The following is a 23,086-nucleotide window of genomic DNA, read 5'->3' on the forward strand; positions in this document are numbered from 1 at the left end:
CTACCAGCTGGTGACGTCGCGGGCGTCACCCTCGCCGCCCGGGGCGTTGTCGCTGCCGAAGGAGAAGATGTCATAGGCGCCGTGGTCCCCCGGGGCCTTGTAATGGTAGGCGTTGCCCCAGGGGTCGATCAGGGCCTGGCGTTTGCGCAAATAGGGGCCGCGCCAGTTGGCGTCGCCGGCGGGTGCCGCCAACAGCCCCTCCAGCCCCTCCTGGCTGGAGGGGTAGCGGCCGACATCGACGTAGAACAGGTCCACCGCCGCCACCAGGGTGTTGATCTGCGCCTGGGCCGCCTCGCCCTTGGCCTTTCCCAGGCGGGCCACCAGGTTGGGCGCGACCAGCAGGCCCAGCAGGCCGATGATCACCAGCACCACCAACACCTCGACCAGGGTGAAGCCCGCCTGCGCACGCCCCCCCGGCCCGCCGCGTCGATAACGGTGGGAAGGCACCCGGTCCCGGCTGTCAGATGGCGATGTCATTCAGGCTGAGGATCCCCGCGATGAGGGCGGCGAAAATGCCACCGACCATGCCGCCGAGAACAAGGGTTAGGACGGGCGTCACCAAAGACAAGGCCCTATCCAGCGCTACGCCCCTTTCGCGCTCCAGAACTTTGGACAGATCCAGCAGCCCCTGGGGCAGGCTGGCCGTCTGTTCCGCCAGGGCCAGCATGCGCGACAGGCGGCGGGGGAACAGGGGTTCGGCCTGGATCGCGCGGCTGAGGTCCGACCCACCGCGCACGGCGACGCGGACCCGGTCGGCCGCGCCCGCCAGCGCCCGGTTGGCCAGACAGCCGCCGGCCGTGGTCAGCGCCGCGGCCAGGGGCACGCCACCGCTGAGCAGGCTGGCCAGGGTGCGGGTGTAGAGCACCAGCTGGGCGTCACCGATCAGCCGGCCCAAGGGGCCGGTGGCCACCAAAAGCGCGCGGTCCATGCGCAGCCGCAGGTCGGGCTGGCGGTAGGCGCGCAGGATGGCCAGGACGGCCAAGCCGCCACCGGCGAGGACACCAGGGCCGAACCGGCCCAGGAAATCGCCGATGGCCAGCACGGCCGCGGTGGCGGCGGGCAGCTTGGCCTTGCTGCCGGCGAACAGGTCCTGGAACTGGGGCAGGACATAGCCGGCCATGAGGGCGAGCGCGGCCAGGGTCAGCAACGCGATCAGCGCCGGATAGGTCATGGCGCTAATCAGGCGCTGACGGAAGCGGGCACGATCTTCCTCCAGCGCCGCCAGGTGGCCGAGTGCTACGGCCAGGGACCCGCCCTGCTCCCCCGCCGCGACCAGGCCGACGAATTCCGGCGGGAACAGGGCCCCTTGCGCCGCCAGGGCCGCCGCCAGGCTGTCGCCGGCGCGCACCCGGGCACGGACGCGGCCCACCAAGGCACCGGCGGCCGCGCGCTGCATCTGGTCGCCCACCAGGCCCAAGGCCGGTTCCAGGGCGAAGCCGGCGGAGACGAGGTTGGCCAGATCGCGGATGAAGGACAGACGCTCCGGCGCCTTGAAGCCGCCGGCCCGGCCCCCACCGGCTCCGCGCTTGCCCCCCTCCTCCCGCACCGACAGCGGCGTCAGGCCGCGCTGCATCAGCTGGTCCACGGCGGCGCGGCGGTCGGCCGCCTCAATGGTGCCGCGGCTGGCGCGACCATCGGCATCGACGGATCGGTAAGAAAAATTGGTCATGGCCATGGTCGTCACTGTTCAATCCCCCGTCTCACGTCGCCGTCCCGGCGTCCCAATCCGTGTGGTCAGTCCGCCTTCGTCACGCGCAGGATTTCCTCCGGCGTGGTGATGCCCTCCAGCACCCGCCGCAACCCGTCCCGGTACAGCGGCACCATGCCGCCCATTTCCACCGCCGCCGCCTCGATCTCCGCAGACGACGCCCCCTGGCGCACCAGCGCCCGTATCGGGTCGTTGATGGGCAGCCACTCGGCGATGGCCTGGCGGCCGCGATATCCCGTGCCGTTGCAGGCGGGGCAGCCCACGGCACGGTAAACGGTGGTGGGATGGGCCGGCAGGCCCAGGGCCGCCGCCGCGTCCGCCGCCAACTCGTAGGGCTGGCGGCAGTGGGGGCACAGCGTGCGCACCAGGCGCTGCGCCAACACGCCGTTGAGGGTGGAGGCCAACAGATAGGGATCCACCCCCATGTCCATCAGGCGCGGCACGGCACCGGCGGCGTCGTTGGTGTGCAGGGTGGACAGCACCAGATGACCGGTCAGGGCCGCCTGCACCGCCACCTTGGTGGTCTCGCCATCCCGCATCTCGCCCACCAGGATGACGTCCGGGTCCTGGCGCAGGAAGCTGCGCAGCGCATGGGCGAAGGTCAGGCCGATGCCCGGCTTCACCTGCGTCTGGTTGACGCCGTCCAGCAAATATTCCACCGGATCCTCGACGGTGAGGATCTTGCGGCGGGCGGCGTCCATGCCGCGCAGGCCGGCGTAGAGGGTGGTGGTCTTGCCGCTGCCGGTGGGGCCGGTGACCAACACGATGCCGTGCGGCCGCTCCAACTCGGCGGCCAAGGGCTCCGCCACCCAGGCGGGCAGGCCCAGGCTGTCCAGCGTGCCGCCCGCCGTTTCCTGGTCCAGGATGCGCATCACCACATCCTCACCATGCACCGTGGGCGTGGTGGAAACACGGAAGTCGATCTCCCGGCCCTGCAGGGTCTGGCGGATGCGCCCGTCCTGGGGCAGACGCCGCTCACCGATGTCCAGCCCCGCCATGACCTTGACGCGGGTGACGAAGCCGGCCGTCATGCGGCGGGGCAGAACCTCCGCCTCGCGCAGGATGCCGTCGACGCGGTGACGGATGACCAGGCGGTCGGCCATGGGCTCGACATGGATGTCGGTGGCGCCGGCCGCCAGCGCCGACTGGATGGCGTTGGTGACCAGGCGCACCACCGGCCCCTCGCTGGCCAAATCCCGCAGGCGCTCGGCATCGCCTTCCAGCAGGTCCGGCATCTCATCCTGATTGGCGGCGGGCGGGGCGATTTCATAAAGGCGATCCAGCGCCGCGGCGATGGCGGTGCCGGTCATGACCACGGGGCGCACCGGCCGCCCGGCCAGGAAGGCGGCGGCGCCCAGCGACCGGGCATCCAGCGGGTCGGCCATGGCGAACACCGCCTGGGCGCCGTCATTGCTCAAGGGCAGCATCAGCTTGGACTTGAGGAAGGCCAGATTGGCCGTGTCCATCATCACCGGCGCCTCGGGCAGGTGGTCGGCCGGCCACAGCGCCAGGCCCAGCGCCCGGGCGTAGGCCGCGGCCATATGCTCTTCCGACACCAGGCCCAGATCCACCAGCCGCCGGTCCACCCGACCGCCCGCCGCCTGCGCCCGCCCCAGTGCGCCGTTGGCCAACTGTCCCTGGGCCGATAGGGCCGCCAGGACACGGGTCAATCCATCCTCGCCCTGAAAGATGGGATCGGTAACAACGCGGATAGCTGAGTGATGATCGGGCGTCACGGAGTGTACCCTCTAAAACTTGAGTGCCGACTATGTTGAGTGCGTCCCTTGGAATAGTTCTAGGCCGTAAAGGTTAATATATCGCGAATTGCCTAGTGCACATTGTCTATCTCTGAAGAGTTAAGCCATACCCACCTCATCGTTCAACAGACGTTTAATCCATTGAATTATATGAATGTTCAACCGGTGACGACCGGCAATCGGGTCTGGAGAGGGGACAATTCGCCGACTGGCCTACCCCTTTCATCTAGTCACGGCCTATGCCTGGGCAAGGGAACACACCCATCAAGAATAAGTCAATACTGCTAAAATTTTATATTTATTTATCAACAGATCATCCTGATATTATTTGTCAACGACCTGATACCCAACAGTTTTTCTTTAAAAGACCAGTTTTCACCTGCACCAATACAGGGAAAGCCGGACCGCAATAGACAACGAAACGTCGATGCCACCCGCCCCAGGAAGACCACCCCTGAGCCGGACGCATTGCGGAACGCGACGGGGCGCGGTTCTGAGGACATCCGCAACGACATTGGCCTGCCTGGAAAGGTGTCGGCGATGGCGATGCGCGTACGCCGTTAGCGGCGGATCGCTAACCGTTATGCCAACCTGTGACACCGCCCCCTCTCCTTGACCCAACCCGGCGCAGACCCGCATAAATTGCGGGACACCCACCCTTTGAGGAACCATCCGCGTGGCTTCCGCCTCAACGCCTTCGCCCTGGGCCGTGCGTGAACAGGTCGACCGGCTAGGGGCCAGCCCCCGGTTCGCCGGGTCGGAACGACTGCTGGCCTTCCTGCATTTCATCGTGGAGGAGACGCTGGCGGGTCGCGGTGCCACGTTGAAGGAGGCGGTGATCGGCAACGCCGTCTACGGGCGGGAGCCACCCTACGATCCCCGTATCGACAGCACCGTGCGCGTGGAGGCGCGGCGCCTGCGCCGCAAGCTGGAAGACCATTATGCCGGGCCTGGGCGGCAAGATCCTGTGATCATCACTTTGCCCACCGGTGGCTATGTCCCGCTGTTCACCCCGGCCCCGATCCCGACGGAACCGGCGGAACCGGACGCGGAAGCGGGGGATGGCGCCCTCTTCACCCAGGGTTTCGGTGCCGCGGTGGCGGTCATGCCCTTCCGCGCCCTGAACCGGGATGGCGACGACGAAAGCTTCGCGGATGGCCTCACGGATGAGCTGATCTACGCCCTGGGCCGGGCGCAGGGCATGCGCGTCACCTCGCGCAGTGTCGCCTTCCAGTACAAGGACCGGGGCTGGCCCGTGCCGACGCTGGCGCGGGAACTGGGTGTGGACGTCGTGCTACAGGGTACGGTACGCCGCCAGGACGGCCTGCTGCGCGTGACGGTGGAGCTGTCGGACCCCCAGGGCTTCGTCCTCTGGTCCGACCGCATCGATGCCCCCGACCATGAGCGCCTGCGCCTGCAGGAACGGATCGCCGCCACGGTGCTGAGCCGCGCGCGTCTGGACAACAGCGGGGTCCGCGCCTCCCGCCTCAGCCCGGGGCCGGTGGCGCTGGAAGCCCATGCCCGCATCTACCGCGCCCGGCAATTGATGGGCCAGCAGACGCCGCGGGCCCTGCGTGAGGCGCAGGAGCTTTTCCAACGGGTGGCCAGCGCCGCGCCTGACTATGCCCGCGGCCATTCCGGCATCGCCGATTGCCAGTGCGACCTGTTCCGCCTGGGCATGGTCGACCATGCCACGGCCGAAGCGGTGGCCAAGCCGGCCGTGCGGCGGGCGCTGGAGATCGATCCCCAGTCGGTGGAGGCGCACACGTCCCGCGCCACCATCGCCGCCTGGCTGGACCGCGATGCCGTCGCGGCGGAAGCCGACTTCGGCCACGCCCTGCGCCTGGGCGGCCACGCCCGCGCCGCCCGCCTGTACGGCGTCTTCCTCACCATCTTCGAACGGCATGAGGAGGCGGAACGCCTGTTCCGCGAGGCCCGCGCCATCGAGCCCTTCTCCGCCCAGCAGGACATCGCGGAGGCCACCTGCCACTATCAGGCGCGGCGCTTCGCCCTGCTGACCGGGCAGCTGGACGCGGCAGGGGATGATGCCATGCCCGCCGAAGTGCTGGTCTACCGCGCCCTGTCCCACGTTTTCGCCAGGGAGCCTGATGCCGCCCGCGCCCTGGTCGGCCCCGTGGAGCGGGCCACGGGCACGCATCGCGACCTGGCCTATGCCCGGGCGGAAATCGAGGCCTGGCTGGGCGCGCCAGAGCGGGGCTGGCGCTTGCTGGCCACGGCGGATGCCATCCCGGCCACAGCCTTCGCCCGCGCCACCCTGGCGGCGGCCCTGAATGACGAGGCCAGCGGCCTGGCGGCATTGGAACGCGCCATCGATAGGCGGGAGCTGTCCACCGTCTGGCTGCCCACCGACCCCCGCTTTGACGCTTGGCGCGGCCGGCCTGGATTCCAGGCGCTGCTGGACCGGCTGCGCCCGTCCCGAGCGCCAGCGTCGACCGACGCCCAGGCCGGCTAACGGTAAGCGCCAGCCCGCTCACTCCATCCCCATCACCCCCTGCCCTAGGCTCCATCTCCCAGACGACGGGCCGATTGGCGGGGACAAGGATGGAGCGGGAACTTGGGGCACCACAGCGCAGTCCGCGGGTTTGACATGGCCGTGCGCCGCACCCTGGACCGGATGCGCGCCCTGGACCGCGCCTGGAACGATAGGCGCTGGCACGACTATGCCGAATTCCTGGACGACGGCATGATGGCCCATGGCGATGGCGGCACAGCCCCGCAGGACAAGGGGAGCCACATCGAGCAGGCCCTGCGCTTCTGCGCCGCCTTCCCCGACGCCCATGTCCACACCAACCCCTATGTGGAACTGTTCGCCAGCCATGATGGGCGGCACAGCTGCTCCGTCGCCCATCTGAGCGGCACCGCCACCGGCGGCTTGACCCTGCCGGCCGGCCTGCCGGGCATCGAGGACGCGGTCCCGTTGCGCCGCGCCTTCAATGTCTTGCGCTTGGCCGTCTGCCGATGGGAACGGGGCTGGATCGTCGACTACCGGGTGCACCTCGATACCGCCCTCATGGTGCGGCAATTGCACGATCCCCTGTCCTCAGGCGGCGTCCCGACATGACCGCATCGACACAAGACGGGTACGAATTCAAGCCGGAAGAACGGCCAACCTTCCCCGGATCGCCGGCCGCCCCCACTCATCCCTGGGGCCGCCGCCTGGGCTATGCCGCCGTGGCCGTGCTGGTGGGCGTGGCCTCCACCCTGGGCAACGCCCTGGTCAATGTGAACCTGGCCAGCCTGGCCGGCGCGCTGGGCGTCTACATCGACCAGGCCAGCTGGCTGCCGGCCCTGTACGTCGCCTTCAACGCCGGCGCCAACCTGATGCTGGTGAAGGCCCGCATCCAGTTCGGCATTCCGGCCGTCACCGGCGGATTGCTGGTGGCCTACCTGCTGGCGGGGCTGCTGCAGTTCGTCCATCCCGGCTTCGCCGCCGCCGTGGTCATCCGGGCCGTCAGCGGCATGACGGCGGCGGGCCTGACCACCATGACCGTCTACAACCTGCTGCAGGTCTTCCCCGGCCGCCTGCGGCCCCTGGCGCTGGTCATCGGCATCGGCCTGACCCAGCTGGGCACGCCGCTGGCCCGCCTGGTGCCGGTGGAGATGCTGGCACTGGGCGAATGGCAGGGCCTGCATCTGATGGAGATCGGCATCGCGCTGGCGGTGCTGGCGGCCATCACCGCCCTGCCGCTGCCACCGAGCCAGCGCGGCCCCGCCTTCCAGCCGCTGGATTTCGTCGTCATCGGCCTGATGCTGCCCTGCCTGGTGCTGGTCTGTGGCGTGCTGGGCCAGGGCCGCCTGCTGTGGTGGGTGGACACGCCCTGGCTGGGCGGCGCCCTGGCGGCGGCCATACCATTGTTCGCCCTGGCCTGGCTGATCGAGCGGCATCGGGCCCGACCGCTGATGCAGGTGCGCTGGCTGACCACCCTGGACATGGCGCGCTTCGCCGCCGCAGCCCTGCTGGTGCGCGTATCGCTGGCAGAACAGACTTATGGCGCCGTGGGCCTGCTGACGGCCGGCGGCCTGATCAACGACCAGCTGCGCATGCTGTTCGCCCTGGTCCTCCTGGCCATGGTGGGCGGCACCCTGACGGCGGCGGCGACCCTGTCGGAAAAGCGCCTGCCCTTCCAGGTCATGGTGGCATCACTGCTGATCGCCGCCGGCGCCTGGCTTGACAGCGACGCCACCAGCCTGGTCCGCCCCCCGCAATTGTACATCAGCCAGATGCTGATCGCCTTCGGCACCACCCTGTTCATCGGGCCGGCCCTGGTGCTGGGATTCCTGCGCATGGTGGCCAAGGGGCCGGACCATCTGGTCACCTTCATGGTGCTGTTCAGCATCACCCAGAATGTGGGCGGGCTGGCGGGATCGGCCCTGCTGGGCAGCCTGCAGGTGGCCTCGACCCACGGGCATCTCCAGACTTTGTCGGAGCATCTGGTCGCGGCCGACCCGCTGGTGGCGCAACGGCTGCAGGCCGGCGGCGGCGCCGTCGCGGGCACCATCCTGGACCCCGTGCTACGTGCGGCGCAGGGCGGCGGCCTGCTGGGCCAGACCATGGCGCGCGAGGCCACCGTCCTGGCCTTCAACGATGTCTTCCGGTTCGTGGCCGGACTGGCGCTGATGACGGCGCTGTATGTCGGCTACCTCGTCCTGTTCAACCACTTACACCGGAGACGCGGCCCATGAGCGCCCCCGACAGCCTTCCCCATCACTGGCATCCCCCGCGCCATGGATGGCTTGCCCTTGTGGCCATCGTGGGGATGGCCGTGGCCGCCCTCCTGGCCCTGCTGGCGGCCTGGCGGCTGCCGCCCTTCGCCGGAACGCTCCAGGCGACGGAGAACGCCTACGTCCGGGGCCGCACCACGGTGATCGCCCCGCAGGTCAGCGGCTATGTCGTGGCCGTGGAGGTCGGCGACTATGCCCATGTCAAGGCCGGCCAGGTGCTGGTCCGTATCGACGACCGCCTCTACCGCGCCCGGGTGGATCAGGCCAGGGCCGCCCTGGCGGCTCAACACGCGGCGCTGGCCAACAGCCAGCAGGCCCACGCCGCCCGCAGTGCCAGCCTGGCCGGCCAGATGGCCAACCTGGCCAACGCCCGCGCCCAGCTGGCCCGCGCCAAAGCCGACATGGCGCGCGTGACCGATCTGGTGCGCGACGGCTCCGTCTCCATCCGCGAGCGCGACCAGACCATGGCGGCGCTGGCCCAAGCGGAAGCCCAGGTGCGCCAGGCGGAATCGGGCGGGGAGATCGCCCGCCAGGACATCCGCACCGTGGATGTGGGCCGCGACGGCCTGCAGGCCCAGGTCGAGGCGGCGGAGGCGCAGCTGACCCTGGCGGAGATCGACCTGGAACACACGGTGATCCATGCCCCGGAAGACGGCCAGGTGGGCGAGGTCGGCGTGCGCCTGGGCCAGTACGTCACCAATGGCACCCAGTTCCTGTCCCTGGTGCCGGAGGAACGCTGGATCATCGCCAACTATAAGGAAGCGCAAACCGCCCGCATGGCCCCGGGCCAACCGGCGCGCTTCACCGTCGACGCCCTGGACGGGGCGGAGCTGACGGGCACGGTGGAGACGCTGTCGCCGGCCGCCGGGTCGGAATTCGCCGTGCTGAAGCCCGACAACGCCACCGGCAACTTCATCAAGGTGCCCCAGCGCATCGGCGTGCGCATCGCCATCACCACCGGCCAGCCCCTGGCCGACCGCCTGCGGCCCGGCATGTCGGTGGAAACGCGCGTGGACACCGCCGGCGGCGGGGCCAAGCCATGAGGCGGCTGATCGGCCCCGTCCTTCTGGTCACGCTCGCCGCCTGCACCGGACCCCGGCCGGAAGCGCCGCTGACCGCCGCCGTGGAGCCGCCGCCCGCATGGCGGGGCGCCGGGGCGCCAGGGCACGCTGCCGATGCCGTCTGGTGGCAGGCCTTCGGCGACACGGCCCTCACCCGCATCGTCGACCGCGCATTGGCCAACAACACCGACATCATGGTCGCGGCGGCCCGCGTGGCCGAGGCCCGCGCCCAGTACCGGCTGGCGGAGGCCCAGCGCCTGCCCAACGTCATGGCCGCCGCTGGCGGCGGCCGGCAGCGCGATGTCAGCCCCTTCGGCCAGCCGCGCCAGCAGACGGCGGGACAGTGGCAGGCCACCGCCTCCTATGACCTGGACCTGTTCGGCCGCCTGGCCGACACCAGCGAGGCCGCCCGCGCGGCCCTGCTGGCGACGGAGGCCGCGCGCGATAATGTCCGCCTGGCGGTCGCGGCCTCAGCCGCCGCCGGCTATATCGGCTTGCGCGCGCTGGACGCCCGGCTGGAGGTGGTCAAGCGCACGCTGGCGGCGCGCGAGGCCTCGCTGCACTTGGCCCGCCGCCGGGCGGAGACGGGCTATGCCGCCCAGCTGGACCTGGCCCAGGCCCAGGCGGAGTACGAGGCCACCGCCCAGCTGATCCCCGCCACCCTGCTGGCCATCACCCGGCAGGAGAACGGCCTGAGTCTGCTGCTGGGCGAAAACCCACGCGCCATCGAGCGGGGGGCGGAACTGGCCGACATCGCGCCGCCGGCCGTGCCCGCGGGCCTGCCGGCCGATCTGCTGCGCCGACGGCCCGACATCGCCCAGGCGGAACAGCAGGTGGCGGCGGCGGATCATGGCCTGGACGCGGCCCGCGCCGCCTTCATGCCCGATGTGCAACTGAGTGCCGCTGGCGGCACCGTCGTCTCCAGCCTGATCGACCCGGTCAACGTCTTCAGCCTGGGCGGCAGCATCCTGGCCCCCCTGTTTGACAGTGGGCGCCTGCGGGCCCAGCAGGACGCGGCGACGGCCCGGCGGGACGCGGCCGCCTTCGGCTATCGCAAGGCGGCCCTGACCGCCTTGCGCGAGGTGGAGGACGGGCTGGCCACCGTGCAGCGTAGCGCGGAACAGGAAGAGGCGCTGCTGCGCCAACGCGACGCCCTGGCCCGCACGCTGGCCATCGCCACCAGCCGCTATCGCGCCGGATACTCCCCCTACCTGGAACAGCTGGATGCGGAGCGTGGCCTGCTGTCCGTGGAACTGGCCCTGGTGCAGTCGCGCGCCGACCGTCTGGCCACCGCCATCAGCCTGGTGCAGGCCCTGGGCGGAGGTTGGTCTCCGCCCGCCGGCCCACCGTGAACGATCGTCCCGCCGATGAGGGCTGAAGGTGCGAACGCAGCCACACGTTGATGGATGTGGAGCCAGAAGCCCGTATGTCGTCAGCGATGGAAACTTCCCGCCAGGACGCTGATATGTTTCGAAAATACACTATCGCCGCAGGCTCGCGGCCGTAGCCTGCATGGTGAATATTACCGAACATAAACCAATCTATACTGCGAATATTGACTGATATACGGCTTGGCGCCAGGCAACAAGACCAGTAACAAGGGCACGCCACAATGATTTTCCCGGCGAACTAACGGATAGGATCGAATAATTCACTTATTTTTTACGCCTCCCACCTATAAATGCTGCCCTGCAGCATTTACCGGAAAATGAGGATCGTCATGGATATGGCAAGGGCAGTCGCCGGGGTCGAACCTTCCAGGCCGGGGGCGGCGTCCCCCGCCGCGTCGCCGTTCGCGACCCTGCCCTGGTTGGCGCCGTGGGCGTCAGCCCTGGCCTTGGCGCGGAAGGCGCAGGAATATTATGTGGATGCGGGCCAGCGCTCACTGATGTTCCTCGATGTCCTGCGGCAGCGGGGCAATGACCATTTCCGGCATATGGCGGATCCCTGGCCCAACGTCCTGAGCTTCCCCTATGAACTGGTGATGGATGGACGCGCGCTGGACCGTCCCGTCAACTACTGCCTGGTCCGCATCCTGCCGCCGGCCGGCACCCCCACCGATCCGCGCCAGCGACCCTTCGTCGTGTTCGATCCCCGCGCCGGCCACGGCCCCGGCATAGGCGGCATGAAGCACGACAGCGAGATCGGCGTGGCCCTGGATGAGGGGCATCCCTGCTATTTCGTCGGCTTCCTGCCCACGCCGGTGCCAGGCCAGACGGTGGAGGATGTCTGCCGCGCGGAGGTCACCTTCGTGGAGAGGGTGGCGGCCCTGCACCCCGAGGCTGACGGCAAGCCCTGCCTCATCGGCAATTGCCAGGCGGGCTGGCAGGTCATGATGATGGCGGCCATCCGGCCGGATCTGGTGGGGCCCATCGTGCTGGCGGGCGCGCCGCTGTCCTATTGGGCCGGGGTGCATGAGAAGAACCCACTGCGCTATCTGGGGGGCCTGCTGGGCGGCACCTGGTTGACGACACTCAGCGGGGATCTGGGCCACGGCATCTTCGACGGCGCCGCCCTGATCGCCAATTTCGAAAACATGAATCCCGCCAACACCCTGTGGAAAAAGAACTACGCCGTCTATTCCAAGGTGGACACCGAAGCCCAGCGCTTCCTGGAGTTCGAGCGCTGGTGGGGCAGCCCCATCCTGCTGAACGCGGAGGAGATGCAGTACATCACCGACGAGCTGTTCCTGGGCAACCGGCTATCGCACGGCGGCATGGCGCTGTCGGACGGAACCCGGGTGGACCTGCGCTCGGTCACCTCGCCCATCGTCGTCTTCTGTTCCTGGGGCGACGACATCACCCCGCCGCAGCAGGCGCTGGACTGGATCCTGGACCTGTACGCCAGCGATGAGGCCCTGGCCGCCAGTGGCCAGACCATCGTCTACACCCTGCACCCGAGCGTCGGGCACCTGGGCATCTTCGTCTCCGCCAAGGTGGCGACCAAGGAACATGACGAATTCGCCCGGACCATGGACCTGATCGACGTCCTGCCACCGGGACTGTATGAAGCCGTGTTCACGGAGAAGGCCGGGGTGGCCCATGCCGACCTGGTTTCCGGCCAATACCTGACCCGGTTCGAGCGGCGCGGCCTGGCCGACATCCGGGCGCTGGGCGGCAATGATTCCCGCGACGACCGCCGCTTCGCCACCGTTGCCCGCGTGTCGGACCTCAACCGGGATCTGTACCGCGCCACCGCACGACCGGTGGTCCAGCGCCTCGCAACCAAGGAAAGCGCCGAATGGCTGCGCCGGCTACATCCCAACCGCCTGCGATTCGAGGTCTTTTCCGACAAGAACCCGCTGATGCGACCCATCGCCGGGCTGGCGGAGGCGGCACGGGCGCACCGCCAGCCGGCCGATCCCGACAATCCCTTCCTGAAGGTGCAGGACGCGGTGTCGGACAGCATCGTCCACATGCTGGACACCTGGCGGGATCTGCGTGACCAGGCGACCGAATCCCTTTTCCTGACGGTCTACGGATCCGCGTTGCTGCAGGCCGCCGTTGGCGTGGATGGCCCCACACCGGCGCCGCTGACGCCGACAGACGGCGGCGATGCCAATACGGCCCCTGAGGACGACGTCGCCAGCCGCCTGCGCCGGGGCGGACCGGCGGCGGCCCTGACCCGTGCCCTGCTGTACATCGCCGATGCCGACGCGCGGACCGTGGCGGACGAGCGGCGCTTCGCCGTGCTGCGCCGCCTGCGTGACCAGGCCCCGCCGGAGGAGCGCCTGACCCTGGCGCAATTCAAGGCCATGGTGCGGGAACAGTCCGACCTGCTGCACAGGGATGAGGCCGCGACCCTGGCCACCCTGCCCGACCTGCTGCCGGCCGGTGCGACGGCGCGCGCGCGCATGGCCGACGCCCTGCGCCAGATCATGGCGGCGGGTGACCCGCCCACCCCTACAATGGCGGCGCGGCTGGAACGGACGATACTGCTCATACAGCCACCAGCCCCTGCAACTCCCCCCGGCGCCACCGCCTGACACACCCCACCCGGATCGACAGAGACAGCCATGGACAGCCCCACCGCCGCCGCCCCGCCCACGGTCTCGGCCGACATCGCCCGGCATAAGAAGTATCAGCGCCTGATCGCCGCCGCGCACCTGGCCGGACCGCCGCCCACCGCCGTGGCCCACCCCTGCGACCAGAGTTCATTGGAAGGCGCGGTGGACGCCGCCAGGCTGGGCCTGATCAACCCCATCCTGGTGGGACCGGAGGCCCGCATCCGCGCCGTCGCCGCCCAGGCCGGCCTGGACATCAGCGCCCTGCCCATCATCGATACACCCCACAGCGTGGCCTCGGCCCAGCGGGCGGTGGAACTGGTGCGCGAGGGCAAGGCGGAAGCCCTGATGAAGGGTAGCCTGCACACCGATGAACTGATGGGCGCGGTGGTCAAGACGGACACGGGCCTGCGCACCGCCCGGCGCCTCAGCCATTGTTTCGTCATGGATATCCCCGGCCACGACGACCCCCTGATCATCACTGACGCCGCCGTCAATATCACCCCCACCCTGGCGGAGAAGGTGGACATCGTGCAGAACGCCATCGACCTGGCCCTGATCCTGGGCTTCGGCGAGGTGCGGGTGGCCATCCTGTCGGCGGTGGAAACGGTGAACCCCAAGATCCCCTCCACCATCGAGGCGGCGGCGCTGTGCAAAATGGCGGAGCGTGGACAGATCACCGGCGCCATCCTGGACGGCCCCCTGGCCCTGGACAACGCCATCAGCCCGGAAGCCGCCACCATCAAGCACCTGACCTCCCCCGTCGCGGGACACGCCAACGTCATCCTGGTGCCAGACCTGGAGGCCGGCAACATGCTGGCCAAGAGCCTGACCTTCCTGGCGGGCGCCGACGCGGCCGGCATCGTGCTGGGCGCCCGGGTGCCCATCATCCTGACCAGCAGGGCCGACAGCGTGCCCGCCCGTCTGGCCTCCTGCGCGGTGGCGGCGCTGATCGCCCAGCACCGCCGCACCGTCGCCGCCAAGGCCGTGGGGTGAGCGCATGCGCCGGAGAAAAATCAGCAACGCGATCATCGTCATCAACGCCGGCTCCTCCAGCATCAAGTTCTCGCTGTTCGCGGATGAAACCCGGCAGCTGGAACTGTTCCTGAAGGGGCAGATCGAGGGACTGCGGACCGACAACGCCCACTTCATCGCCCGGCACCCTGCCGGCGACGTGGTGGGTGAACGGCATTGGACCGGCCCGGAGGCCGGCGCCTTCGACCACGACGCCGCCACGCGCTTCCTGATGGCGTTCATCAACACGCATCTGGAAGGCCATGTGGTGGAGGCGGTGGGCCATCGCATCGTCCACGGCGGCGGCGACTTCACCGCCCCGGCGGCGCTCAACGCCGCCGCGCTGGACCGGCTGGCGACCCTGGTGCCCCTGGCCCCCTTGCACCAGGCGCACAACCTGGCCCCGGCGCGCAGCATCCTGGCCACCACGCCCGGCCTGTTCCAGGTAGGCTGCTTCGACACCGCCTTCCACGCCACCCAGCCACCGTTGGCCCAGGCCTTCGCCCTGCCGGCGGAGATCACGGACCGGGGCGTGCGCCGCTACGGTTTCCACGGCCTGTCCTACGAATACATCGCCAGTCAGCTGCCCACGCTGGGCCTGGGCGACGCCAAGGTCATCGTCGCCCACCTGGGCAACGGCGCCAGCCTGTGCGCCATGGACCATGGCCGCAGCATGGCCAGCACCATGGGATTCACCGCGGTTGAGGGGCTGCCCATGGGCACCCGCAGCGGCACCCTGGATCCCGGCGTGCTGCTGTACCTGATGGATGAGATGCACATGGGCCCGCGTGACCTGGAGAAGCTGCTCTACCAGCGCTCCGGCCTGCTGGGCGTATCGGGCATTTCCAGCGACATGCGCACCCTGGAAACCAGCGGGGAGCCCCGCGCCCGGCTGGCTGTGGACCTGTTCACCTACCGCATCGGGCGCGAGATCGGATCGCTGGCGGCGGCGATGGGCGGGCTGGACGCCCTGGTCTTCACCGCCGGCATCGGCGAGAACAGCGCCGGCGTGCGCGCCGCCGTTTGCGGCCATGCCGCCTGGCTGGGGCTGGAGATGGACGACGGGGCCAACGCCCACCCGCAACCGGGCGCGCACCGCCTCAGCACGCCATCCAGCCGGGTATCCGCCTGGATCGTGCCCACGGACGAGGAACTGATGATCGCCCGCCACACGCGGCGCCTGCTGACGGGAGCGACCCCATGACCGAGACCCCGCTGCCTCCCCCCCACCGCATCCTGGCCGGACGCCGCGCGCTGGTGGTGGGCATCGCCAACGACCAGTCCATCGCCTATGGCTGCGCCAAGGCCTTTCACGAGGTCGGGGCGGAGTTGGCCCTGACCTATCTGAACGACAAGGCCAAGCCGCACGTCGAGCCGCTGGCGGAACAGCTGGGCGCCCAGCTGTTCCTGCCGCTGGACGTCAGCGCCCCCGGCCAGCTGGACGCGGTGTTCGATGCCGTGCGCGAGCGGTGGGGCGGGCTGGATATCCTGGTCCACTCCATCGCCTACGCCCCCAAGGAGGATTTGAAGGGCGGCCTGCTGGACTGTTCGGCCGAGGGCTTCGCCCGGGCCATGGACATCTCCTGCCATTCCTTCATCCGCATGGCCAAGCTGGCGGCACCCTTGATGGCCCACGGCGGAGCCATGTTCGCCATGAGCTATCACGGGGCCGATCGCGTGGTACCCAATTACAACGTCATGGGGCCGGTCAAGGCGGCGCTGGAAGCGGCTTGCCGTTATCTGGCCTATGAGCTGGGTCCCCAGCACATCCGGGTGCACGCCCTGTCGCCCGGCCCGCTGATGACCCGGGCGGCGTCCGGCCTCAAGGACTTCGACCGCCTGTTGAATGACGCCATAAGCCGCGCGCCGGTTGGGGAATTGGTCGACATCATGGATGTGGGCTACACCTGCGCCTATCTGGCCAGTCCCTTCGCCCGCCGGCTGACCGGCAGTACCCTCTACATCGACGGCGGCATGAACATCGTGGCCTGAGCCGCCGCCGCTTCAGGCCTGCCATGTAGTAAAATTACCGTCCTTAACGGGAATTTCGCATATCCCCATGTTGTTGTCGGCGGGCGAAGCGGTTACCATCGCCGCCAACCGGGCCCGGAACCGTTGGCGGTGCCGACGGTTCCCCCGGGCACCGATTTCCGACCGGCTTTCACTTCTGGGGCGGCCCGTCAGGGGCCGAAAACAACAATGCGTCGCCACCGTCGTGCCAAGATCGTCGCCACCGTCGGCCCCGCCAGCAACTCTCCGGAGATGCTGAAGGCGCTGTTCCTGGCGGGCGTCGATACCTTTCGCCTGAACTTCAGCCATGGCACCCATGAGGACCATGCCAAGGTCCACGCCGCGATCCGCGCGCTGGAGAAGGAGGTGGGCCGCCCCATCGGCATCCTGCAGGATCTGCAGGGCCCCAAGATCCGCGTCGGCACCATCAAGGACGGCAAGATCACGGTGGCCAAGGGCGACACCATCCGCTTCGTGCTGAAGGGCCAGGATGGCGACCGCGACGCCATTCCCCTGCCCCATCCGGAGATTTTCGCCGCCGTCCTGCCCGGCCACCACCTGCTGATCGATGATGGCCGGGTGCGGGTGAAGGTCACCAGCCTGGGCGACGACGTCATGACCGCCGAGGTCGTGGTGGGGGGCGTCATCTCCAACCGCAAGGGCGTGAACCTGCCGGGCACGCTGCTGAACATGTCGCCGCTGACCGCCAAGGACCGCGCCGACCTGGAATTCGGCCTCAGCCTGGGCATGGACTGGGTGGCCCTGTCCTTCGTGCAGAAGCCCAGCGACATGATCGAGGCGCGCGGCCTGATCGGCGACCGCGCCGGGCTGATGGCCAAGATCGAAAAGCCGCAGGCGCTGGAACAGATCGACGACATCATCCGCCTGTCGGACGGCATCATGGTGGCCCGTGGCGACCTGGGCGTAGAAATCCCCCAGGAAGAGGTGCCCGGCCGTCAGAAGGAACTGGTACGCGCCTGCCGCCTGGCGGTGAAGCCGGTCATCGTCGCCACCCAGATGCTGGATAGCATGGTGTCCGCCCCCACCCCCACCCGGGCCGAGGCGTCGGACGTGGCCACCGCCATCTATGACGGCGCCGACGCCGTCATGCTGTCGGCCGAATCGGCCAGTGGTTCCTATCCGCTGGAAGCGGTGTCGATGATGGACCGCATCATCGGCACCACCGAACGGCACAAGCTGTACCACTCCCTCATCCGCGCCTCGGATCCGGCCGAGGAGCAGACCCCGCCGCACGCCGTGGCCGCGGCGGCCGCCGACCTGGCGGAGGCCGTGCGCGCGCCGGTGATCGTGGCCTTCACCTCCAGCGGCACCACCGCCGCCCGTATCGCCCGCAAGCGGCCGGAGGTCGCCATCCTGGCCATCACCGCCGACCAGACGGTGTCGCGCCGCCTGTGCCTGTTGTGGGGCACCCACAGCATCCTGTCGGAAGACATCCATTCCTACGAGCAGATGGTGCAGGTGGCCTCCACCGTGTCGCAAAGTGCCGAGTTCGCCAAGCTGCACGACCAGATCATCGTCGTGGCCGGCATCCCCTTCGCCCAGGCCGGCACCACCAACAACCTGCGCATGCTGCAGATCGGCGGTTGATCCTTGAATCGCGGGACCGACCACCGCGGGACCGAACCGTAGATTTGGTGTCATTCCGGCGTTTCACCGCATACCGGATTGTCGCCAGCATCCCTGTTCTTTCGCCAGAAAGCCCCGCCGTACCCCGGCGGGGCTTTTTGCTGCCAGCGGCGGACATTGGCACGACTTCAGCGTTTAGAATACTTTGTGATTAACCCCTGAGAGTAGTATCATACAGTTGTATGAGTCAGGCGCTCATGCAATTTCGTCAAGCAAGATGATCATCGATACGAATGGGGGTAACAGCCATGGGTTCAAACCACGCCATCATCGTGCTGCCCGGCACCACCGGCACCAGCCTGGTCAAGTCCCAGGACAAAGAGACGTCAACGACGCCACTCTGGGAATATTGGGCACTGCGCGAGGCCATCGCGCCATTCTCCGCCGACACGGTCGCGACGGAACTGTCGCAGCCCCTCTATGCCGGCCGCCCCGGGGGCTTCGCCAAGGGCACAGGCTATATCGCGCTGATCAACACGCTGGTCACCCAGGCAAACCTCAAGTACGGCGCCGGCACATACCAGGCCGCTTACACCAACTGGCCCACCAACGACCCGGCCTCGGTCAACATCGATACCTCGCTGGCCTGGCTCAGCACCGACCTGACGGGGAACGCCGTCATCGGCTGGGGTTATGACTGGCGCCAGGACAACGTGATCAGCGGCACGATGCTGCAAAACTTCATCAGCTATCTGGTGAAGAGCCAGGGCATCGGGAAGATCACGCTGATCGGTCACAGCATGGGCGGCTTGGTGTCGCGCAGCTACCTGGAATATGTCGGCCCCAACACTCAGGACGCCAACGTGGCCTTGGTGGACCAGTTGATCACCCTGGGCACACCGCATCTGGGGGCCCCCCTCGCGCTGGCACCCATGACCTCAACCATGAAGATCAACGTCGCCGGTAAAGGCAACAGCAACTGGTTCATCAAGGAACTGGACGATCTGCTGGTAGACCCGCTGAAGCAGGCGGCCGTCGACAACGTGCTGGCCATGATTCACGACGTCGTCAACCGGCCGGCCGGCGCCAGCACTTACCAGTTGCTGCCACCGGCGCTACTGACCCAATCGACCGACGCGACGGTCCAAGCCTATGCCAGTTTCATCAAGGACACGAAGACGGACAAATCCTTCAACATCGACCCGACGGACAGCTTGCCGACAGACCTGAATGCCTTGCTTCAACAACAGAATTTCAGCGCCGCCAACCTTCAGCTGGCCGACACGTTCTTCAAACACCTGAGCTACACGGCCAATCCGAACCCCGCCATCCCGTACAACTGCATTTACGGGGTGGTCAGCACCCAAACACCCAGCGCCGCCATCTCCCAGACAACGACCACGACCGGCTTCACCTACACGCCGTCGGCCTCGGAACCGCTGGTCACCGTCGATACCGACGGCGGTGGCGACACGGTGGTGCCAATCCCCAGCGCCATGTTCGCCGGCAATAGCAGCGTGCAGACCTTCGAGGTGCCAGGCGCCGACCATTTGTCGATGGCGTCGAACCCCGACATCTGGGCAGCCGTCCTGCCGCTGCTGGGCCTGCCGCTTCCCGCCGCGGGCTGACCCCATGGGAAAAGGGGGGCGCCCAACGGCACCCCCCGATCCTGGATCAACGTTCCTGGCAAGAACGAACTATTCGGGCTTGAAGCAATAGGCCGCGAGCTTATTGCCATCCAGGTCGCGGGCATACGCCGCATAGGCGTTGGGCGCCCAGCCACGGGGGCCGGGCTTGCCCTCGCACACACCACCCTTGGCCAGCGCCTCGGCATGGAACGCGTCAACGGCGGCGCGGTTGGGCGCCTCAAAACTGACGGTGACACCGTTGCCCACCGTGGCGGGCTGACCGTTGGCCGGCTTCAGCACGAAGAAGGACGGCTTGTCCTGCCCCCAGATGGAGCCGTTGTCGCCCAGGTCGGCAACCCGCTTCAGGCCCAGCTTGCCCAGCACATCGTCATAAAAGCCACGCGCCTTGGCCAGATCGTTGGTGCCAACGGTAACATGGGTATAGATCGCCATGGTCATCCTCCCCTTCAAGTTCTTCGGAATCGGGTGTGGCTGACTATAAGCGGGTGGCAAACAACAACAATGCTGCCATATGACGATTGACTTTTGCCGCTGAAAAACAATTCAGAGGGTTACCGGCGGCCGGCCGCTCACGGCCCCGTCACGTCGTCAATGGGATCCAACGGCCAGATGGGCCGACGCAGGTCGCGGTACGGCAGGGCGGCCAAGTTCAGGTTCAGGGAACCGGGCGCGTCGCAATAAACCGTCGCCTTGGCGATGGTGTCGAAGGTGGCGCGGAAATGCTGGGTTGACTTGACCACCACCAGCGCCTTGCCCGTCAGGTCTATGCCCAGCTCCGTGAAGCAATCAGGTGAGAAGGTCTGCTGCCGGATGCTGTTCAGCACGATGTCGACACCACCGGCCCGCACGGCCACGGCCAAGCCGATGGGATCGCCGCCTTCCGTCGACAGTCCCCGCTGACGGATATCCTCGCGCACCGCCAGCACCGTCACGTCCAGGTCCACCGGGTCACCCGACAAGGGCCCCACCTTGCCACCGATACGCAACGGCAGCTGGGCGCCGACGCCGGCGTCGGCGGCGATCAGGGCCGCCTGCGGATCCCAGATCATGCCCAGCGCCACATCCTGGACACCGCGATCCAACAGCGCGCGCAACACGAAGGTGCTGTCGCAGGCCGCGCCGCCGCCGGGGTTGTCGGAGCTGTCGGCCAGCACGACGGGCCCACCCAGCGCGGCCAGGGACAGCGCGCGATCCACCGCCTGATCCAGCGGCAGACGGCTTTGCAACGGCGTGCCGGTGACGATCGCCCGGAAATCGGCGGCGATGGCCGCCAGCGTCCGCTCCAACGCCACCGGATCACCACCGTCCGACACCGCCAGGACGGACGCCCCGGTGTGTTCGGTGTCGGACCAGATGAAGCCGTGCATCATGGAGACGGACAGCACGCCGTCCCGCCCCTCATAGCCGGCCAGCCGGTCGACGAAGCCGCGCATCGGCTGTTCGGTGGTGCCGAACAGGCCCATGACCGGCACCTTGCGCAGATGGGTGCGGGCCTTCAGGGCACCGCGCGCCATCGCCGACAGGATGACATACAGTTCCCCCATCCGTGCCAGGAAGTCGGTGTGGGGATATTCCTTGCAGGCGATGATGATCGCGCCGCTGTCCACCATGGCGGGGCTGGCGTTGCCATGCAGATCCAGCATCGCCCCCAGCGGCATGTACGGCCCCACCAGCGCCCGCACATGGGTCAGCAGGTCGCCCTCGCAATCGGGATAGTCCCGCGCCACCATGGCCCCGTGCAGAGCCAGCACCACCATGTCCACCGGCCCCGCCGCCATGGCCGCCGCCAAATCCGCCAGCAGCTCGTCGCGCAGCGCCTCGTATACCCGGCGCGGCACGGGACCCGAGGGCTGAGCCTCCGCGGCCGGGCCGTCGAGCACCCTGTCGCCATGATCCTCCGCCACGGTGAACAGGTCGCCATAGGCCGGCAGCTGGCGCGCCCGGTCCAGGGTCGCGGGGTCGCCCGCCCGATGCCGCTGGTCGTTGGTGAAGGAGCGCAGGCTGGTCGGCAGGGGGGAGAAGCTGTTGGTCTCATGCACCAGCCCGGCGACGAAGACCGTCAGCGGACCCGTCTTCCCGGCCGAGCGCCCTTGCCCGCCCACCCCCATGTCCGGCCCCATCGCAACCCTCCCAGCTTTTGTTTTCCGCTTGAGGGACATTCCCCACCGGGCGGCATTTCCCGTCAAGGAAAAATTTCTCTAAATCCTAGGTTAGTCCTTGATATCAGGCGGAGATTTGACATTAATAAATTGATATATAACGGAATATAATGTTTCTTTCCATGAAACATCAACGTTTGCAGAGCGAAAAAAGGACGCTTTTGCGCTCGATGCGCGGGAGATCGTGTGGAATAATTTCTCTAATTAGAGAACTGTGTCTCTGGGAGTGGAAATTGGATCGGTACGACGTCATCGTCATTGGCGCTGGCATGGCGGGAGCCGCCATCGCGGCGGAGCTGGCGGCCCATATGCGGGTGTTGGTGCTGGAGGCGGAGGCGCGGCCCGGCCTGCACTCCACCGGCCGATCCGCCGCCCTCTACGCCGCAGCCTATGGCGGACCGGACGTGCGGGCCTTGACCCGGGCCAGCCGCGCCTTTTTCGATGCCCCGCCGCCAGGCTTCACCGACCATGCCCTTCTGTCGCCCCGTGGCCTCTTGTATATCGCCACGGCGGAGCAGGCGCCCCGGCTGGCGGAATTCCTGGACGTGATCGGGGACGGCGTGCGGCCGGTGGACGTGGCCACCGCCATCGCGCTGGTCCCCATCCTGCGGCCGGCCTATGTGGCGACCTGCGCCCTGGCCCGGGACGGCAGCGCCATGGACATCGACGTCGACGCCCTGCACCAGGGCTATCTGCGGCTGGCCCGGCGACAGGGTGCCAGCCTGCTGACCGACGCGCCCGCAACCGATCCGCGCCGGGCGGGCGATCTATGGGTTCTGGACGCGGGTGGGCGGGAGGTGGCGGCGCCCGTCGTGGTGAACGCCGCCGGCGCCTGGGCGGAACGGGTGGGACGGGCCTTCGGCGCCGCCGCCCTGGGCCTTGCCCCGCTGCGACGCACCGCCCTGCTGGTGGACCCGCCCCCGGGCCACGATACCGACCGCTGGCCCGGCGTTTTTGACATCGACGAGGAATTCTATGTGAAGCCCGATGCCGGCAAGCTGCTGCTGTCCCCGGCGGACGAGACCCCCAGCGAACCCTGCGACGCCCAGCCGGAGGAGTTGGACGTGGCCATCGCCGTCGACCGCGTGCAGCGGGCGATGGCCCTGCCCGTGCGCCGGGTCAGCCACAGCTGGGCGGGCCTGCGCACCTTCGTGCCCGACCGCCAGCCGGTCGTGGGCTTCGACGCCGCCGTGCCGGGCCTGTTCTGGTGCGCGGGCCAGGGAGGGTATGGCATCCAGATGGCGCCGGCCCTGGCCCGGCTGGCGGCGGCCCTGATACGGGGCCAAGCCGTCCCGGAAGACATCCTGGAGGAAGGTCTGGCGCTGGCCAACGTCCTGCCCGGCCGCTTGTCCGCCGCCACCGCTTGCGCCCCGGCGGCACCGCTGAAATAAAGAG

At 68.4% G+C, this 23,086-nt stretch carries 17 protein-coding genes; 12 read left to right on the forward strand and 5 right to left on the reverse strand.

What is annotated here, in order from left to right:
• From gspG to FHS74_RS12745, 3 genes are all read right to left on the reverse strand, one after another.
• Positions 1–477, reverse strand: coding sequence for a type II secretion system major pseudopilin GspG (gene gspG, locus FHS74_RS12735; protein ID WP_184800957.1), 477 nt, complete (start codon positions 475–477; stop codon positions 1–3).
• Positions 461–1,669 (reverse strand): type II secretion system F family protein, encoded by a 1,209-nt coding sequence (locus tag FHS74_RS12740; RefSeq protein ID WP_184800959.1) that lies wholly within the window; start codon positions 1,667–1,669, stop codon positions 461–463. The genes gspG and FHS74_RS12740 overlap by 17 nt, the downstream gene beginning before the upstream one ends.
• Positions 1,670–1,734: 65 nt before the next feature.
• The gene (locus FHS74_RS12745; protein WP_184800961.1) at positions 1,735–3,378 is read right to left on the reverse strand and encodes a GspE/PulE family protein; all 1,644 of its coding nucleotides are present in this window, start codon (positions 3,376–3,378) and stop codon (positions 1,735–1,737) included.
• Positions 3,379–4,141: 763 nt separating this feature from the next.
• Between FHS74_RS12745 and FHS74_RS12750 the strand changes: the two genes are divergently transcribed.
• The 11 genes from FHS74_RS12750 to FHS74_RS12800 all read left to right on the forward strand — a co-directional run bounded on the left by FHS74_RS12750 (position 4,142) and on the right by FHS74_RS12800 (position 19,511).
• A complete protein-coding gene (locus FHS74_RS12750) occupies positions 4,142–5,938 on the forward strand; it encodes a hypothetical protein (RefSeq protein ID WP_184800963.1) in 1,797 nt (598 codons plus the stop codon).
• Between the two features lie 135 nt (positions 5,939–6,073).
• Entirely contained in the window at positions 6,074–6,547 is a 474-nt protein-coding gene (locus FHS74_RS12755; protein ID WP_184800965.1) for an ester cyclase, read from the forward strand.
• Positions 6,544–8,169: an MFS transporter gene (locus tag FHS74_RS12760; protein ID WP_246463093.1), complete on the forward strand. Its 1,626-nt coding sequence runs from the start codon at positions 6,544–6,546 to the stop codon at positions 8,167–8,169. Before FHS74_RS12755 ends, FHS74_RS12760 begins: the two co-directional genes overlap by 4 nt.
• Complete coding sequence (locus FHS74_RS12765) at positions 8,166–9,251, forward strand: HlyD family secretion protein (protein ID WP_184800967.1); 1,086 nt, start codon at positions 8,166–8,168, stop codon at positions 9,249–9,251. The genes FHS74_RS12760 and FHS74_RS12765 overlap by 4 nt, the downstream gene beginning before the upstream one ends.
• On the forward strand, positions 9,248–10,621 hold the full coding sequence (locus FHS74_RS12770; RefSeq protein ID WP_184800969.1) for an efflux transporter outer membrane subunit: 1,374 nt from the start codon (positions 9,248–9,250) through the stop codon (positions 10,619–10,621). Before FHS74_RS12765 ends, FHS74_RS12770 begins: the two co-directional genes overlap by 4 nt.
• Before the next feature lie 374 nt (positions 10,622–10,995).
• On the forward strand, positions 10,996–13,254 hold the full coding sequence (locus FHS74_RS12775; protein ID WP_184800971.1) for a DUF3141 domain-containing protein: 2,259 nt from the start codon (positions 10,996–10,998) through the stop codon (positions 13,252–13,254).
• A gap of 30 nt (positions 13,255–13,284) precedes the next feature.
• On the forward strand, positions 13,285–14,268 hold the full coding sequence (locus FHS74_RS12780) for a phosphate acetyltransferase (protein ID WP_184800973.1): 984 nt from the start codon (positions 13,285–13,287) through the stop codon (positions 14,266–14,268).
• Between the two features lie 4 nt (positions 14,269–14,272).
• Positions 14,273–15,490, forward strand: coding sequence for an acetate/propionate family kinase (locus FHS74_RS12785; protein ID WP_184800975.1), 1,218 nt, complete (start codon positions 14,273–14,275; stop codon positions 15,488–15,490).
• Positions 15,487–16,278, forward strand: coding sequence for an enoyl-ACP reductase FabI (gene fabI / locus FHS74_RS12790; protein WP_184800977.1), 792 nt, complete (start codon positions 15,487–15,489; stop codon positions 16,276–16,278). The genes FHS74_RS12785 and fabI overlap by 4 nt, the downstream gene beginning before the upstream one ends.
• Before the next feature lie 207 nt (positions 16,279–16,485).
• Positions 16,486–17,904 carry a pyruvate kinase gene (pyk, locus tag FHS74_RS12795; RefSeq protein WP_184800979.1) on the forward strand — a complete coding sequence of 473 codons (1,419 nt, stop codon included), beginning with the start codon at positions 16,486–16,488 and terminating at the stop codon, positions 17,902–17,904.
• Positions 17,905–18,191: 287 nt separating this feature from the next.
• Positions 18,192–19,511, forward strand: a complete 1,320-nt coding sequence (locus FHS74_RS12800) for a lipase family alpha/beta hydrolase (protein WP_184800981.1) — start codon at positions 18,192–18,194, stop codon at positions 19,509–19,511.
• Between the two features lie 69 nt (positions 19,512–19,580).
• Here the strand turns inward: FHS74_RS12800 and FHS74_RS12805 are convergent, their stop codons facing one another.
• Together FHS74_RS12805 and FHS74_RS12810 are read right to left on the reverse strand one after the other, a co-directional pair.
• Positions 19,581–19,964, reverse strand: a complete 384-nt coding sequence (locus FHS74_RS12805) for a VOC family protein (protein ID WP_184800983.1) — start codon at positions 19,962–19,964, stop codon at positions 19,581–19,583.
• 137 nt (positions 19,965–20,101) lie between these two features.
• Positions 20,102–21,652: a M81 family metallopeptidase gene (locus FHS74_RS12810; protein WP_211106262.1), complete on the reverse strand. Its 1,551-nt coding sequence runs from the start codon at positions 21,650–21,652 to the stop codon at positions 20,102–20,104.
• A gap of 272 nt (positions 21,653–21,924) precedes the next feature.
• On the opposite strand from FHS74_RS12810, the gene FHS74_RS12815 reads away from it, so the two are divergent.
• Positions 21,925–23,082, forward strand: a complete 1,158-nt coding sequence (locus FHS74_RS12815) for an NAD(P)/FAD-dependent oxidoreductase (RefSeq protein ID WP_246463094.1) — start codon at positions 21,925–21,927, stop codon at positions 23,080–23,082.
• Positions 23,083–23,086: the final 4 nt, after the last annotated feature.

It is taken from the genome of Nitrospirillum iridis (assembly GCF_014205765.1).
GTDB lineage: Bacteria > Pseudomonadota > Alphaproteobacteria > Azospirillales > Azospirillaceae > Nitrospirillum > Nitrospirillum iridis.

Bases quoted from the DNA above. Each gene is read 5' to 3' on its own strand.
- gspG (WP_184800957.1), bottom strand. From the start codon at position 477: ATGACATCGCCATCTGACAGCCGGGACCGGGTGCCTTCCCACCGTTAT.
- FHS74_RS12810 (WP_211106262.1), bottom strand. From the start codon at position 21,652: ATGGGGCCGGACATGGGGGTGGGCGGGCAAGGGCGCTCGGCCGGGAAG.
- FHS74_RS12780 (WP_184800973.1), top strand. From the start codon at position 13,285: ATGGACAGCCCCACCGCCGCCGCCCCGCCCACGGTCTCGGCCGACATC.
- FHS74_RS12755 (WP_184800965.1), top strand. From the start codon at position 6,074: ATGGCCGTGCGCCGCACCCTGGACCGGATGCGCGCCCTGGACCGCGCC.
- FHS74_RS12740 (WP_184800959.1), bottom strand. From the start codon at position 1,669: ATGACCAATTTTTCTTACCGATCCGTCGATGCCGATGGTCGCGCCAGC.
- FHS74_RS12800 (WP_184800981.1), top strand. From the start codon at position 18,192: ATGGGTTCAAACCACGCCATCATCGTGCTGCCCGGCACCACCGGCACC.
- FHS74_RS12775 (WP_184800971.1), top strand. From the start codon at position 10,996: ATGGCAAGGGCAGTCGCCGGGGTCGAACCTTCCAGGCCGGGGGCGGCG.
- FHS74_RS12770 (WP_184800969.1), top strand. From the start codon at position 9,248: ATGAGGCGGCTGATCGGCCCCGTCCTTCTGGTCACGCTCGCCGCCTGC.
- FHS74_RS12760 (WP_246463093.1), top strand. From the start codon at position 6,544: ATGACCGCATCGACACAAGACGGGTACGAATTCAAGCCGGAAGAACGG.
- FHS74_RS12805 (WP_184800983.1), bottom strand. From the start codon at position 19,964: ATGGCGATCTATACCCATGTTACCGTTGGCACCAACGATCTGGCCAAG.
- pyk (WP_184800979.1), top strand. From the start codon at position 16,486: ATGCGTCGCCACCGTCGTGCCAAGATCGTCGCCACCGTCGGCCCCGCC.
- fabI (WP_184800977.1), top strand. From the start codon at position 15,487: ATGACCGAGACCCCGCTGCCTCCCCCCCACCGCATCCTGGCCGGACGC.
- FHS74_RS12785 (WP_184800975.1), top strand. From the start codon at position 14,273: ATGCGCCGGAGAAAAATCAGCAACGCGATCATCGTCATCAACGCCGGC.
- FHS74_RS12765 (WP_184800967.1), top strand. From the start codon at position 8,166: ATGAGCGCCCCCGACAGCCTTCCCCATCACTGGCATCCCCCGCGCCAT.